The sequence below is a fragment of the Advenella sp. EE-W14 genome, from assembly GCF_012923605.1.
In the GTDB taxonomy this organism is placed as follows: Bacteria; Pseudomonadota; Gammaproteobacteria; order Burkholderiales; family Burkholderiaceae_B; genus Advenella; species Advenella alkanexedens.
In genome coordinates this window covers 251,141-265,906 of record NZ_JAAVNG010000008.1, presented here as the reverse complement: position 1 = coordinate 265,906, position 14,766 = coordinate 251,141, and the positions used below count along the sequence as shown (strand labels likewise).

Here is a 14,766-nt window from a genome sequence, read left to right as displayed (position 1 = left end):
CTTTTATTTCAATGCATTACAAACTTTTTTAGTCTTCCAGCAGTTTTTTCCAGCCCTGAACGCCCAATTGCGTGACTTTTTCTATGTTACTGTCAAAAATGACACTGGCATCAGGATATTGCTGTGTCGCCTTGTCCAGACTTGACTCTCTGATCAGATGCAAGATGGGATAGGGTGAGCGGTTGGTATAATTACCGATATCATCGACTTCGGTATCGGCAAACTGATACTCGGGATGAAAACTTGCTATTTGCAACTCTCCCACCAGTTCCAACTCTTCAAGAGTCAGCTCGGCAATATCCAGAAAATCATTAAAACCATAAAAGTCCTCAAACACATACGGCACCACCAACAAACAGGTATCCAGGACTTCAGGATCGGTTTCGATCAGGTTTTCACACTCTTTGACCAAGATCTGCTGCAGCTCTTTCACCGTTTCAGCACCCGTTACAACAATGCGTACCTGATTCTTTACGTAAACACTTTTGGCAAAAGGACACAGGTTCAGGCCAATCACGGCTTTTTCGACCCATTTTTTTGTCTTTTCCAGTATAACCGTTTCTTCTGAAGGCTGAATTGTTAACATAATCTCTTTAACCCGCTTAATTGATAAAGTCCTATTGTATCGCTACTCTTAGCACACCGCTTGCGTACCCTAAAACAATAAAACCAACTCATCATGCCGCACAAGCGTGTAGAATGGAGTGTTTTACAATAATTTCCGGCTCGTTAGCAACATCATGACCTTTGCTTTTATTATTCCCAGTGCGATCAATGACCGTGCCAACACATCCATTGACAATACGATGGAACCAACCGCCCCCTCCGAGCATTCAGCTGAAAGCGCCTATGAACAGCTTCTGGCTACTGTCCGCAGCATTAACGAATCAGCCAAAGGTTCATTGATATCGGTCATTGAACATGGCGCTATCGCCCTGGATGACACGAAAAAAATCGACTTATTAAAACAGATCGACTTTTTGATGGAATACAACAACAACGAAATTATCCAGAAAACAATCGAACAATACGCTGAGCGCATAAAATCTTTCAACCTTACCGAACTAACCTGCTTGATCTGGTTTCTGGAAGTAGCACAACAGCACCAAATTTTCAGCAAGGTAAAACGTTTGTTTTTCATCAGACCAGGCCAGGTTTTTGACCCTGCGGTGCATGCTCTTTCTGCCAACAAACCTGAAGCCAAAAACAAATTCATTTTGCCCAACTCCTATCCCTCACCCTACCTGTCAGGGCAAACCGGGAATATATGCCTGCAGTTCAATACTGACATATGGAGTTTTGAACCTGGCCAGATCCCCTCACTGCTGGAAAGCCTGAAAAAAATGAGGGCATTCATGGAGCAACGCTTCAACGAAGACGGGTACGTAGACCTTGGTCATTGCCTGTATAAATTTATAAATGCCAGCCATATTTTCTATGACCTGGCGCTGGTTACCAAGCCCAACGCCGATTAAAACAACAATTCATCAACCAAACGGCAAACACCAGGCCGCCAGCCAGGCATATGCAAATTGAACACTTGTTTTATTTTGCCATTGCTCAATCTTGAATTCAGGGGACGCCTGGCCGGCGTGGGGTATTGGGCTGTCGTAACCGGCACAACCTCCTGAAGTGCCAATGAGACCCCTTTGGCACGTAACTGTTCAAAGATCAGGTTGGCATAGGCCTGCCATGAGGTTTCCCCATCGGGCACCAAATGGTATATGCCATTCAAAGCGTTACGGTTTGGACCCGGATGCTCATTGAAATAAAACCGTATGGCATGTGCCGTGACATCCGCAATCAAGTCCGCACCGGTTGGCACGCCAATCTGATCACTCACAATGGCCAACTTCTCTTTTTCCCTGGCCAGTTTAATCATTGTTTTGGCAAAATTTCCGCCATGCGTACCATATACCCAGCTGGTACGAAAAATCAAATGCCCACACCCTGAACGCATAATTTCACGTTCGCCTTCCTGTTTGGTATAACCATAATAGTTGACAGGATTGCCCTGCGCCAACTCTGACCGGGCCTGCTCTCCGGTGCCATCAAAAACATAGTCACTAGAATAATGCACCAATAAGCCCTGATGGGCCTTCAAGGCCCCGGCAATAGTCACCGGGGCTCTGGCATTGATCAAAAGTGCCTGCTCACGATCTGACTCAGCCTTGTCAACGGCCGTATAAGCGGCTGCATTAACCACAACATCCGGCTTTAAATATTCAATGGTATTTGCCAGTCCATGAAGGTCTGACAAATCACCACACAGACCATATTCATTATGACGGGACAGGGCAAAGATCTGCCCCAAAGGCTGCAATGCCCGTTGCAATTCCCAGCCAAGCTGGCCATTTTTCCCCAGTAATAGAATTTTCATAATAATTACATTACTCCGGCTTGTTAAACACGCCACCGAAATGACGCTGCAAGAAAAGACTGATGTCATCAACAATGGTAAAGACCACGGGAATAACCAACAAACTTAAAAAGGTCGATGTAATTAAACCACCTATTACGGCAATCGCCATCGGTGAACGAAAACCCGGATCGGCCTCACTAAGCCCAAAAGCCAGCGGCACCATGCCAGCCCCCATGGCCAGGGTTGTCATTAAAATGGGACGCGCCCTTTTATGACAGGCATCCAGCAATGCTTCATAACGCGAAATATGCTTTTCGCGTTCCGCCAAAATCGCATATTCAACCAGTAGAATTGAGTTTTTAGTGGCGATACCCATCAGCATGATAAGACCAATCAAGGACGGCATGGAAAAACTCTTGTCTGCCAGCAACAAGCCCAGGAAAGCGCCCCCCAGCGATAAGGGCAAGGCAGCCAGAATGGTGAAAGGATGCAAGAATTGCTTGAAAAGCAGCACCAGCACAATATAAATGCAAATAATCCCCACTGCGATTGCCAAAGAAAAACTCTCGAACAACTCCCCCATAATTTCCGCATCACCAATGCTGACAATGGAAATACCTGCCGGCAGTTGCTGGATGGAAGGCAACTGCATGACTTTTTTAATGACATCACCCAAGGCCTGGCCGGAAAGCTCAATTTCAAAATTAATATTTCTGGCCCGATCATAACGATTGACCACAACAGGGCCGGCCCCCAGACGAATATCCGCAATCGTACTCAAGGGCACCGATCCCTGTGAGCCAGGCACTTTCAGCTCATTAAGAAAATCGATATCTTCAAGCACCCACTTTTGCAGGCTTACCACAATAGGCACCTGACGCTGGTCAACATTCAACTTGGACAGCGCCACCTCATAATCCCCACTGGTCGCCACCCTCAGGGTATCGGCAATAGCCACGCTGCTTACTCCATATTCGGCCGCCAAATCATATTTGGGATAAATTTCAATTTCGGGGCGTACCAGACTGGCGGTGGATGAAATATTTCCCAATCCGCCAATCGTTCGCAACTCACGACCCACATTCAAAGCCGCCTCCTGCAACACATCGGCATTATCTCCAGACAAGACCAGCACATATTTTTCTCCAGAACCGCCCAGACCAACCTTCACCCTGACCCCGGGTATTTGCAGCAACAGATCCCGGAATTCATTTTCCAGGACCTGTTTTACAGGTCTGTCACCCCGATTTTTCAACAGGATGGTTAAAGTCGCTTTACGCACATCCTGCGTGGTCCCGATGGCAAACATGTCACCCCCGGCCGCCCCACCACCTATGCTGGTATAAATGCCTTCTATATACGGATTGCCGGCCAACAGGGTAAGAGCGTGATTGGCTGCCTCTGTGGTTTCTTCAATTTGGGAGCCAGGTGGCAACTCAAGATAAACCTGAGTCTGGGAAGTATCATCAGCCGGCATGAAACCGGTGGGCAACAAAGGCACAATCATGATTGAGCCAATAAAAAACAAACCCGACAAAATCACGGTTATCCAGCGATGATGCAGGCACTTTTTAACCAGAGACAGATATCCCCGCATCCAGGCCGCATCCTTGTCCTCCCGGACAGCCGGTTTCAGAATATAGGCGCACATCATGGGTGTCAGCATGCGTGCGACCACCAGGGAAGCAAAAACGGCCAAAGAGGCCGTCCAGCCAAATTGCTTGAAAAACTTGCCTGCAATACCACTCATGAATGCCGTTGGCAAGAAAACCGCAATCAATGAAAAAGTGGTCGCCACCACGGCCAACCCAATTTCATCAGCCGCCTCCATCGCTGCCTGATAAGGCGTCTTGCCCATTCTCAGGTGACGCACGATATTTTCCACTTCCACAATCGCATCATCTACCAGAATACCCACCACCAGAGAAAGCGCCAACAGTGTGACCACATTAACGGTAAAGCCCAGGAAATACATCCCGATAAAAGCAGGAATGATTGACATGGGCAAGGCAACGGCTGAAATCAGGGTTGCCCGAACATTTCTAAGGAATAGCCAAACGGCCACCACAGCCAGCAAAGCGCCCTCATACAGCATATGCATGGAGCCATTGTATTCACCCTTCACGGGTGCAACCATGTCAAAAGCCTTTTCAAATTCAATATCGGCATATTTGCCCTGCAGCGTTGTCAACGCTTCAACAACCCCCTGGCCCACCTCGATTTCACCCGCTCCCCGACTGCGTGACACCTCAAAGGCGATCACCGGCCTGCCATCCATGAAAGCGATCGTTTCCGGATCGGCATAAGTATCGGTAATGGTGGCAACATCAGACAAGGTAATGACCTGTCCATTATTCAAGGGAATTTGAATATTACCAAGCTCAGCGGCGGTTTTGACCGCCCCCAGGGTTCGAATGGGCTGATTCTGCTTGCCCAGTTCGGTTTTTCCACCTGACAATTCCTTTTGAATATCCCTGAGCTTTCTGGAGATTTCCGCTGCCGTGGCATCCAGGCCTTGCATCAGAACCGGATCAAGCTCTATTTTGACCTGACGTTCGACGCCCCCCACCCGATTGACTGCGCCAACACCAGGCACCGCCAGCAACGCTTTAGCGACTTCATTGTCCACAAACCAGGACAGATCAGTCTGATCCATCCGGCTGGAGTGAACTGTAAAAGCCAATATGGGTTGGGCTGCCATCTCCAGTTTTGTAACCACAGGTTCACGAATATCGGCCGGCAAATCGTTCCTGATCGCAGAAATGGCACTACGCACATCATCAACCGCTTCCTGGGTGGGTTTTTCAAGATTGAACTGGGCCGTGACAGTCGCCACGCCATCTTCCAAGGTACTGAAAATATGTTTGATACCCTGCACGGTTGCCAGCTTGTCTTCCATCTTGCGGGCAACATCATTTTCAAGCTGCGAAGGCGTAGCCCCCTCAAGCACGGTGGTCACCACAACCGTGGGCAAATCAATATCAGGAAAATTCTGGATTTTCATCTGATGGAATGAAAACAGGCCCATCAAGGTCAACAACACGAAAATCATGCAGGCCGGTAAAGGATTCCTGATTGACCAGGCGGATACGTTCATGATATTTACTGCCCGGCCCTGGCAAAGGCTGCACCGGAAGCTGTAACGGAAGCCATTCCAGGTACTGTATCAGCGGCAACCTGAGCCACACGAACCGTATCACCATCTTCAAGGAAGCGTGCCCCCTTGACCACGATCGTATCACCTGCAACCAAGCCGGAAAGTACTTCCACGCCATCGGGTAAAGACTGGCCGATGCCTATTTTCCGCAATGCAACCCTGTTATTTTCCTCGAGAACAAATACATAATAAAAGCCATCCCGCAACACCAGGGCCTGACGCGGCAATACAATAACTTCACGGGTACCCAGTTTAAAGTCCCCCCTGACAAACATGCCTGCCTTAACCAAGGGACTGGGAACCAGATCCACATACACGATAGCCTGCCGGGTTTGCTCATTCAGAGCGGGCGACTGTTGCCTGACCGTCCCTTCAACAACACCCTCCCCAACATGCAAAATCGCTTTTGTCCCCGTCTCAAGCTCGCTCAAATGGCGGCTCGAGACCGACGCTTCCCATTGCAGCTTATTCTGGACAATCAGATGAAAAAGCTCTTGACCGGGACTATAAACGGCCCCCAAGATGGCAGACTTTGCCGAAACAACCCCATCATAAGGTGCCAGCAACCGGGTATAAGCCAAACGCTGCTCCTGCCCAAGCAATGCAGCCTGGGCCGAGGCCAGTTGAGCCTGATTGATTTTTTCAGCCGCCAGGATTTGATCTGCCTCTTGTTGACTGACCGCGCCACTACCCATGAGACGACGGATACGCTTGGCATTTTGGGTCGCTTGCTCAAGACTGGCCTGAGCCTGGATGATAGCCGCCCTGGTCTGGTCAATTTCCGTCCTGATGATGGTGTCATCAAACTCAGCCAGAAGTTGCCCGGCCTGGACGACATCACCCACATCGGCAAAAACCGCTTTCAGGCGCAAACCAGTGGTTTGCACACTTACACTGGCATCCTGCCATGGGCGAATATTGCCGGTGGCAGACAGGATTCTTTCCATTTCAACAAAATCAACCTGCTGGACAGAAACCGTTAATGCAGGACGGGGCGGCTCGGCAGGACCATTGCTGGCCAATGCCATTGAAGGCCCCAGAAAAAAGAGCAACAATAGGTTCAAAAACACGACAACGGCTCGAACTGGCATGCAATGGCTCAATTATTATCATCCTGCAAGAAGCCGCCTTATTGATGAAGGCTTGCTTCTTGCTTGTGGTTTACTTCATGTTGACCATATCCGCGACAATATTGGCCGCCTCTTTGGCCGCAATATCAATATTGTCCTTGCGTTTTTTCTCATTGGCCAGCTCTTCTTTAAGATTGCCCTCGCCTGCCTGCAAGCCATCATCAAGCCGGAAGCTACCCACATCGGACTCTCCCAGCTCCTTGCGTCTGGCCTCAAAATCCTTACGTTGGGCTTCCATGTTTTCACGTTCTTCAAGACGGGTTTGATAGTTCAGGGAAATGACTTTCTGGTCTGAGAGCTTGCGGGCGTAGTCCAATTCATCCTGCATTAACTTCCAGCTTCCCGATTCGCTAACACGATCTTTGTGCAAACGGGCCAAATTGACAATGGTTGGCTTCAAATCCCCCACAGGTTTGTATGAAGCGGGGTCAATTTCAGTCCAGGGCATGGCATTTTCATAACTGGATTCACCCAGTTCTTTGGCATCAAACACCGTAGGGAAGATGATATCGGGCACAATACCCTTGACCTGCGTTGAACTGCCATTGACACGGAAAAATTTCTGGATGGTCCATTTCAGGGAACCCAGTTCTTCATCCTGGGGACGACGCAAAAATTCGTTCAACCCACGAATGGTTTGCACCGACCCTTTACCCCAGGTAGGATCACCCAGCACCACGCCACGTCCGTAATCTTGCATGGCTCCTGCAAAAATCTCGGATGCCGACGCGGAAATACGGTTAACCAATACTGCCAGAGGCTTATCCCACACCATGTCTGTTTTCATGCTGCGCACATTGGACACCGAGCCTTCGGCAGTGCGCACCTGCACAATCGGGCTCGGCCCTCCGATAAACAATCCACTCAGGTTTGCCGCTTCAGTCAGGGAACCACCGCCATTATTGCGCATATCCAAAACGACGCCATCAACATTGGCCTTGTTCAGTTCCTCCAGAATGGCGCGAACATCACGCGTCACACTTTTAAAGTTCTCTTCCCCGCGGGCACGGGCATCAAAGTCTTCATAGAAGCTGGGGATAGTAATCACAGCCACTTTTCTGGTTTGACCATCATTTTCAACTTCAAGTATTTTATATTTGGCAGCCTGGTCCTCAAGCGTTACCTTTTGACGTACAAGGGTGACGACTTTCGGCTTACCGTCAATACCACCCTCGGCAGGAATGATTTCGATCCTGACTGTACTGCCGCGTTTGCCGCGAATCTTGTTGACGATATCATCAAGACGCCAGTCAATCACGTCCTCCATGGGACCTTTTGCCCCCTGACCGACAGCCACAATGCGATCACCCGGCTGAATCTGTCCGGACTTGTCAGCAGGCCCACCTGGCACCACTTCACGGATTTGGCCATACTCATCACGCTTTTGCAATACAGCGCCAATTCCCTCGACAGACAGGCTTATTTGCACATCAAAGTTCTTGGCTGAAGAAGGGCTGTAATAATTGGTGTGCGGATCGGTACTGCTGGCATACGCATTAATGAACATCTCACTGACATCTTCACTGCTCATGCGTAAAATCTGGTTGCGATTATTAATATAACGCTTCCTTAACGTATCCTTGATTTTTTGATCAGAACTGCCTGCCAGCTTCAATCTTAAATAATCATTCTTGACCCGCTTGCGCCACAAATCATTGATTTCCTCATTGGTCTCAACCCATTTGCTTTTCTTTCGGTCAAGCTCAAAAGACTCGTCAATGGAAAAATCAAAATCCTCTTTCAGGGTGGACAAGGCGTGATCAAAACGCTGTTCAACGCGGTCCTGGTAAATTTCAAAAATATCAAACGGAATTTCCAGGCGGCCATTTAGCAGCATGTCATTCATTTGATCTTTCACAGCTGAAAATTTCTCGATATCGGACTTCAGAAAAAACATTTTTGAAGGATCGAGCATTTTCAGATATTCATCAAAAACCGCGTGGGACATGAAGGTGTCCAACGGTTTTTTATCATATTCGAAACGGGTCAGAATGTTTGAAACAATAATGGCCGCCTTGGCATGCTCGATATCTGGGGAAAGCGCTTGTTTCTGTGGCTTTTTCAGGCTGCCTGAAGTTACCGATTCGGTTTTGCCTGCCGTTGACTCGGCCGATTGCCGGGCCAACACAGGCTGGATGACCTGGGCCTGACCCACTTGATCAACCTTGCTGACGGTTTCGGAGTCGGCATATACACACCCGGAGGTGGCAATGAATGCCAACGCAGCTACTAATACTTTAAACTTCATGCGACATCATCTCTTTTCAGTAAAACCAGGCAATACCTTACTGCTTGGTTTATATATATATTAACAGTCGGTTTTATAAGCAAATTCATGCCTGGACACAAACAACGCTTACCCTTTCATGCGCTACAACCATGTCTATTTGGCCTTCGTGACTTATCACAAGATAAATGACACTGAATTTTAGAAAAAGTTTATTTTATTTGTCTTGCATTACTTTTTCTGAACTGCAATTTTACCTGTTTTACCGCAACCCGCCTGTAATCGAAGAAAAAAACACAAGACTGATATTAGCAGGATATTCATCAAAAGTTACAGGAAAAAAAGCACCTGGCTAATGCAAATGCTTCATACTGCTACAATCCATTGACTTCAGGACAAACAAGAGAGATATTCATGGCCCGCTATTTTCCAAAAAAACCAGCCATTTCCCGCTTTGGCGGCTTACTTTCCTTAATTCCCCTGTTTTTTTGTGCCAGTTTTCCCATACAGGCACAAAATACCGACTTTGCCGCCTGCCTGGACAGACTGCAGCCTGAAGCACAAAAAGCCGGTATTTCCGCCTCCTCTTTCAGACAATTCACTGACAGTATTGTCCCTGACATGAGCATCCTGGAAAAACTGGATTATCAGCCTGAATTCAAGCAACCCATCTGGGACTACCTGGCGGCGCTTGTTGATGAACAACGCATCCAGGAAGGCCTGCAAAATCTTCGTCTTCATAAAAATACCCTGGCCCGCATCCAGGAAAAATACGGGGTTGACCCTGCAACAGTGGTTGCCGTTTGGGGAGTGGAAAGCAACTTTGGCCAAACGTTCGGCAAATACCCACTGGTTCAGGCTTTGGGAACCTTAAGCTGCTATGGACGCCGACAGGCGTTTTTCCAGAAAGAATTCTTTGCTGCACTCAGGATCCTGCAATCTGGCGACATTACCCCCGAGCGCCTGGTTGGATCATGGGCAGGTGCTTTCGGACATACCCAATTCATGCCCACCACATTTGAGCGCCTTGCCGTTGATTTTGATGGTGACGGACACCGCGACCTGATGGACAATACCGAGGATGCCCTGGCCTCTACGGCCAACTACCTGGCCAAGAATGGCTGGCACAGCGGTCAGCCCTGGGGCTTTGAAGTCAAACTGCCCGATAATCTTTCCATTGCCGGTGAAGGCCGCAAAAAGAAACGGACCCTGCAAACCTGGATCAACAAAGGCCTTACCGACGTCAATGGCCAACCGCTAAACAAACTAGCCCCCACTTCCATGCAAGCGGGCCTGCTTACACCCGCAGGGGTCAATGGTCCGGCTTTCCTGGTTTTCAAGAATTTTGACGTTATCTACAGCTATAACGCGGCAGAAAGCTATGCCCTGGCCATTGCCCACCTGTCTGATCGCCTTAAAGGTGAAGGTGCCTTCAAAAAAGCCTGGCCGACTGATGATCTGGGCCTGTCACGTAGCGAACGGATTACCTTGCAAAAAATACTGCTGCAAAAAGGTCATGATATTGGCGAAGTGGATGGCTTGATTGGCAGTAAAACCCGTGAGGCCATCAAAGTCGAACAAACCAGACTGGGCCTGCAAGCCGATGGCCGTGCCGGACAAAAAATCCTGCGCGCGCTGCGGCAAGCCAATTGAACGGCAAGCCACATGATAAAAAACGCAGCCCTTTTCTTACGGCTGTGTTTTTAATTTTTTAGTTTTATTTAGTGTGAATGACTCAGTCCACTTGCTGACTGGCACACACACTTCTTAAAAACGTCTCGCATTTAGCCAATTGCTCCAGAGCAATGTATTCGTTGGCCTTGTGCGCCTGCTCTATGCTTCCTGGCCCACAAATAACCGTTGGAATCCCGGCCTGCTGAAACAGGCCGCCTTCCGTTGCATAAGCCACTTTAGCGATTTCCGTTTCTTTGGTCAGCCCACGCACCAGTTGCATGATGGCTTCTTTTTCAGCCGTTTCCATACCCGGCGCACTGGCCAGCTTAATCAGCTCGATACCGGCATCGGGATTTTCTTTTTTCATTTGCGGCACCAGGACATCATTAATATAAGATTCAATCCGTCCCAGTATTTCAGTGGGTGATTGTGCCGGCAATGTACGGTACTCAAAAAGGAATTCACAATGTGCAGGCACCGTATTGATGGCATTGCCGCCCTGGATGGTACTGGTTTGCCCGGTGGTAAAGGGCACATCAAAATACGCATCAAACGGCCCTTTTCGTTTTATTTCATCGGTTAAGTCACGGAACATGCAGATAATACGCGCGGCATATTCAATGGCATTTGTACCCACTGGGGTTAATGATGAATGCGCGGCACAGCCATGTACGATACATTTGTACGCGCTAATCCCCTTATGCGCCACAACCGGCCGCATGCCTGTCGGCTCACCCACAATACAACCCGCCGGTTTAATGCCCTTTTGCGCCAGTTCCTGCAACATAAGGGGGGCCCCCAGACAACCTATTTCCTCATCAAAGGAAAAAGCCAGATGCAACGGTGCTTTCAGATGGGACTGGGTAAATTCAGGCACCAGTGCCAGGACCGTCCCAATAAACCCCTTCATGTCGCAGGCACCACGCCCGTATAAACGCCCGTCCCGTTCTTGCGCCACAAAAGGCTCACTATTCCAGTCCTGCCCATCGACAGGAACCACGTCGGTATGCCCCGATAACACCAACCCTCCGACAAGGTGTTCCTGATTGGCTGCAGGAATAGTGGCAAACAGGTTGGCCTTTTTGCCATCTGCATTAAACACCAAAAAGCTCTCTACCCCACAATGCGTCAGATATGCCTTAATGTATTCGATCAACTCAAGATTTGAATAACGACTGGTGGTATCGAAGCCAATCAGTTTTTTGGTCCAGTCAAGACTGGTTTGCGGAAATGTAGACATGCTTGTTCAGATATAAGAAAAAAACAATCTTCAAGTGTATCAGCTACACTGTTGTAAAAATGACATCAAAAATACATAAATGCTGGTTTTTTAGGGGCAGCATAAAAAACCGTTGCTTTTTAAAAAAAGAACATGCATAATTACGTTCTTACTTAGATTGATTTAAGTAATTGGCTCTTTAGCTCAGTCGGTTAGAGCGACGGAATCATAATCCGCAGGTCCCCCGTTCGAATCGGGGAAGAGCCACCAAAGAATTTATAATGAAATCAATGAATTAGCCGCTTACTCAAGCGGCTTTTTTATTGCCTGAATCAACACTGTGGCAATTTTGTGTCAACCCACTCGACTGCGACCAAATCTTGCATAGCCCGAGCCCGCCCATCCTTACCCCAGCACCACCTCCACATCATCCCGCTCACTAGCCACCGCCCTGAAAATATCAATCAGACCTTCATAGTTCATCTCACCCAAGGCATCCGCACTGCTGGCATGATCCAACCAGACAATTTTGAAAGGACCTTTGACATCGGTGCTAAGACTGTCATACAGGGCATCCAGATTACGACCAAAGTATGGCGGCAACGCCAACTCAAGCTGCAGCAAATCATAAACTTCATCGATATTGCCAATACGACTTAATTCACAAACCAGAACGGAACGCGCCGCTTTTTTTTTCAAGCGACGCGCCGAGATAAAAGAAGATTTTACTGACATGATGGCACCTTGTGAAATGTCTCGTAGTGATCTACCGTAACGTAACGCTGACGACCATCTGCGCTGAATACCAAACGCTTGGCATTGCGTTTTTTGCCCCAATAATCCAGATCAGCCTCTTTCCAGCTACCTTTGGGCAATCTGCGTTCATAATTACCAAAATGGTCACCCCCCAAGGACTTACCTTTTAAGGCGGGAATATCTGAAAAATAACGCCCCGGGCTCCAACCCTGCTCACGTGCCTGCTGCTTCATCACAAAATAAGCCGGTAATTTTTGGCGGGTATTCAATGTTCGCAAGATTTCGGTCAATTGCGTTTCATTGATTTGACCTGACAAGTGGTTTCTGTTCAACGTCTGAACAACTTCCTCACAGGTGACAATACCCCATTGACCGGCTGATTTTTCAAGCTCGGTAGGTGCTTTGCCCATGGCCAGTACCGGCATTGAAATTGAAAGCAGAAAACCCAACAATAAACGCGTCATGACTTCATCCCGTATTTGCAGGATAATACCCCGCAAGCAATTGACATTCATACTCCGGAGTATTTTACAATTTAAGTATTTACACTTCCATAGCAGAATGGTAATAGTTCATTTTTTTCAATAACTTAACAATAAAATCAAACATACTCAAAGGGTGATCAATGAAACAGCAACCTCTCCCTCACCAATTTTCTCTCTTGAAAAAACGCTGTTTTGCCCCTTTTTTCTGGACCCAGTTCTGTGGCGCGGCCAACGATAACCTTTACAAGTTTGCCATTACAATTTTACTGACCTATCAATGGCAAACTCAATGGTTCCCATCCAGCATGGCTGGTGTCATTATCGGTGGGTTGTTTATTTTTCCTTTCCTGCTGTTTTCTGCCACTAGCGGACAATTAGCAGACCAATATGACAAAATCCGTATTATGCGCAACGTCAAGAATGCAGAGATTGGCATTATGCTATTGGCGACCTTTGGCCTTTATACGCAATCGGTCATCATTCTGCTGGTCTGCATTTTCCTGATGGGTCTGCACTCTACCATTTTTGGGCCCGCCAAATTCGCCTATCTTCCCCAGGTGCTCAACGACAAATCCTTGATGGGCGGCAATGCACTGGTCAGTATGGGCACCTTTGTATCCATTCTATTAGGCAATATTGCCGGAGGAGTCCTGGTGGCCATCCCGGGTTACGGTCACCTTTGGGCTGCATTTGCCTGTCTGCTGCTGGCAGTGGCCGGCAGAATCAGTGCACAATTTATTCCTCCCCTGGAAAAAAAACCGGCTGATAATAAAATAAACTGGAACCCTTTTACCGAAACCCTTAAAAACCTGTCCATCGCCCGAAAAAATCCCATGATTTTCAAAAGCATGCTGCTGATTAGCTGGATGTGGTTTTTCGGTGCGGTCTTTCTTGCTCTTTTCCCGCTCTTTGCCAAAGACATCCTGAAAGGCAATGAACATGTGGCGGCCGTACTACTGGTGCTCTTTTCAGTGGGTGTGGCAACAGGCTCCCTATCCTGTGAGAAACTGGGCCTGAAGCGCTCGCCACTATCGCTGGTTCCCCTGGGCGCTGCGGGAATGAGTCTGTTTACGGTTGACCTATATTTTTCGATGACGGTTCCCGACACGCAAAAATTGCTCTCTGCCGCTGAATTCATTACCCGTCCGGAAAACTGGCGCACCATGTTTGATTTATTCATGTTAAGTGCCTGTGCCGGCGTGTATAGTGTGCCTTTGTATACTTTCATTCAGAAAACAACATTAAAAACGCATACAGCACGCATTATTGGCGCCAACAATATCCTGAACGCCCTTTTCCTGATTGCCAGCGCTCTTCTTACCGGCCTTTTGCTAAGCCTGGATTTTTCTGTGCCTGTCATTTTTCTGATAGCCGGAATTGTTAATATTCTATTTTCTTACGCCCTTTTTTTGACAGAATCCGGCTTCAGGAAAAAACCATCTGAAACCCAGCGAAATTTTTAGTCAAAATTTCACTTGAAATGAGAAGATTCTCACTATAATTTGAGTTATAGTCGTTAATCCTCATTGCGCGTGGGGATAATTGTCATCAGCAATACACAAACATAATTTTAGCTAATAAGGATGCTCATGAAAGCATTTGGTAAATTTTTATTATTACTGGCCGTGGTGCTGGGCATTACATTTTTTGCCTGGAAACTGCTGGAAACTTCTTTATTCAACGATGAAGACGAATTGGCCCCACCTGTCTCGGGGGTAGTTGTTCCTGCCCAAACCACCCAATCCGACCCCCCCCC

11 protein-coding genes and 1 tRNA gene are annotated in these 14,766 nt (G+C 47.9%); 4 read left to right on the top strand and 8 right to left on the bottom strand.

All coding sequences use genetic code 11. The features are described 5' to 3' along the window. Positions 1-28: 28 nt before the first annotated feature. A complete protein-coding gene (locus HCX92_RS06815; RefSeq protein WP_169294180.1) occupies positions 29-586 on the bottom strand; it encodes a DUF1415 domain-containing protein in 558 nt (185 codons plus the stop codon). A 154-nt stretch (positions 587-740) separates the two neighbouring features. Between HCX92_RS06815 and HCX92_RS06810 the strand changes: the two genes are divergently transcribed. Beyond that, positions 741-1,475 (top strand): hypothetical protein, encoded by a 735-nt coding sequence (locus HCX92_RS06810; protein ID WP_169294179.1) that lies wholly within the window; start codon positions 741-743, stop codon positions 1,473-1,475. Here HCX92_RS06810 and rfbD read toward each other — a convergent pair. The 4 genes from rfbD to HCX92_RS06790 all read right to left on the bottom strand — a co-directional run bounded on the left by rfbD (position 1,472) and on the right by HCX92_RS06790 (position 8,897). Continuing rightward, positions 1,472-2,380, bottom strand: a complete 909-nt coding sequence (gene rfbD / locus HCX92_RS06805) for a dTDP-4-dehydrorhamnose reductase (RefSeq protein ID WP_169294178.1) — start codon at positions 2,378-2,380, stop codon at positions 1,472-1,474. The genes HCX92_RS06810 and rfbD overlap by 4 nt on opposite strands. Before the next feature lie 10 nt (positions 2,381-2,390). Continuing rightward, positions 2,391-5,459: an efflux RND transporter permease subunit gene (locus HCX92_RS06800; RefSeq protein WP_169294177.1), complete on the bottom strand. Its 3,069-nt coding sequence runs from the start codon at positions 5,457-5,459 to the stop codon at positions 2,391-2,393. Positions 5,460-5,464: 5 nt separating this feature from the next. Then, entirely contained in the window at positions 5,465-6,610 is a 1,146-nt protein-coding gene (locus HCX92_RS06795) for an efflux RND transporter periplasmic adaptor subunit (RefSeq protein ID WP_211182296.1), read from the bottom strand. Between the two features lie 70 nt (positions 6,611-6,680). Then, the gene (locus HCX92_RS06790) at positions 6,681-8,897 is read right to left on the bottom strand and encodes a carboxy terminal-processing peptidase (protein WP_169294175.1); all 2,217 of its coding nucleotides are present in this window, start codon (positions 8,895-8,897) and stop codon (positions 6,681-6,683) included. Positions 8,898-9,290: 393 nt separating this feature from the next. Between HCX92_RS06790 and HCX92_RS06785 the strand changes: the two genes are divergently transcribed. Further along, positions 9,291-10,529 carry a lytic murein transglycosylase gene (locus HCX92_RS06785; protein WP_169294174.1) on the top strand — a complete coding sequence of 413 codons (1,239 nt, stop codon included), beginning with the start codon at positions 9,291-9,293 and terminating at the stop codon, positions 10,527-10,529. 82 nt (positions 10,530-10,611) lie between these two features. Here the strand turns inward: HCX92_RS06785 and argE are convergent, their stop codons facing one another. Further along, entirely contained in the window at positions 10,612-11,790 is a 1,179-nt protein-coding gene (gene argE, locus HCX92_RS06780; RefSeq protein ID WP_169294173.1) for an acetylornithine deacetylase, read from the bottom strand. Positions 11,791-11,962: 172 nt separating this feature from the next. On the opposite strand from argE, the gene HCX92_RS06775 reads away from it, so the two are divergent. Then, positions 11,963-12,039, top strand: a tRNA-Met gene (locus HCX92_RS06775). Positions 12,040-12,174: 135 nt separating this feature from the next. On the opposite strand, the gene HCX92_RS06770 is transcribed toward HCX92_RS06775, so the two are convergent. Both HCX92_RS06770 and HCX92_RS06765 read right to left on the bottom strand, forming a co-directional pair. After that, a complete protein-coding gene (locus HCX92_RS06770; RefSeq protein WP_169294172.1) occupies positions 12,175-12,504 on the bottom strand; it encodes a barstar family protein in 330 nt (109 codons plus the stop codon). Beyond that, the gene (locus tag HCX92_RS06765; protein WP_246587180.1) at positions 12,495-13,040 is read right to left on the bottom strand and encodes a ribonuclease domain-containing protein; all 546 of its coding nucleotides are present in this window, start codon (positions 13,038-13,040) and stop codon (positions 12,495-12,497) included. Before HCX92_RS06765 ends, HCX92_RS06770 begins: the two co-directional genes overlap by 10 nt. 110 nt (positions 13,041-13,150) lie before the next feature. On the opposite strand from HCX92_RS06765, the gene HCX92_RS06760 reads away from it, so the two are divergent. Further along, on the top strand, positions 13,151-14,473 hold the full coding sequence (locus tag HCX92_RS06760; protein WP_169294171.1) for an MFS transporter: 1,323 nt from the start codon (positions 13,151-13,153) through the stop codon (positions 14,471-14,473). The last annotated feature ends 293 nt before the right edge of the window (positions 14,474-14,766 follow it).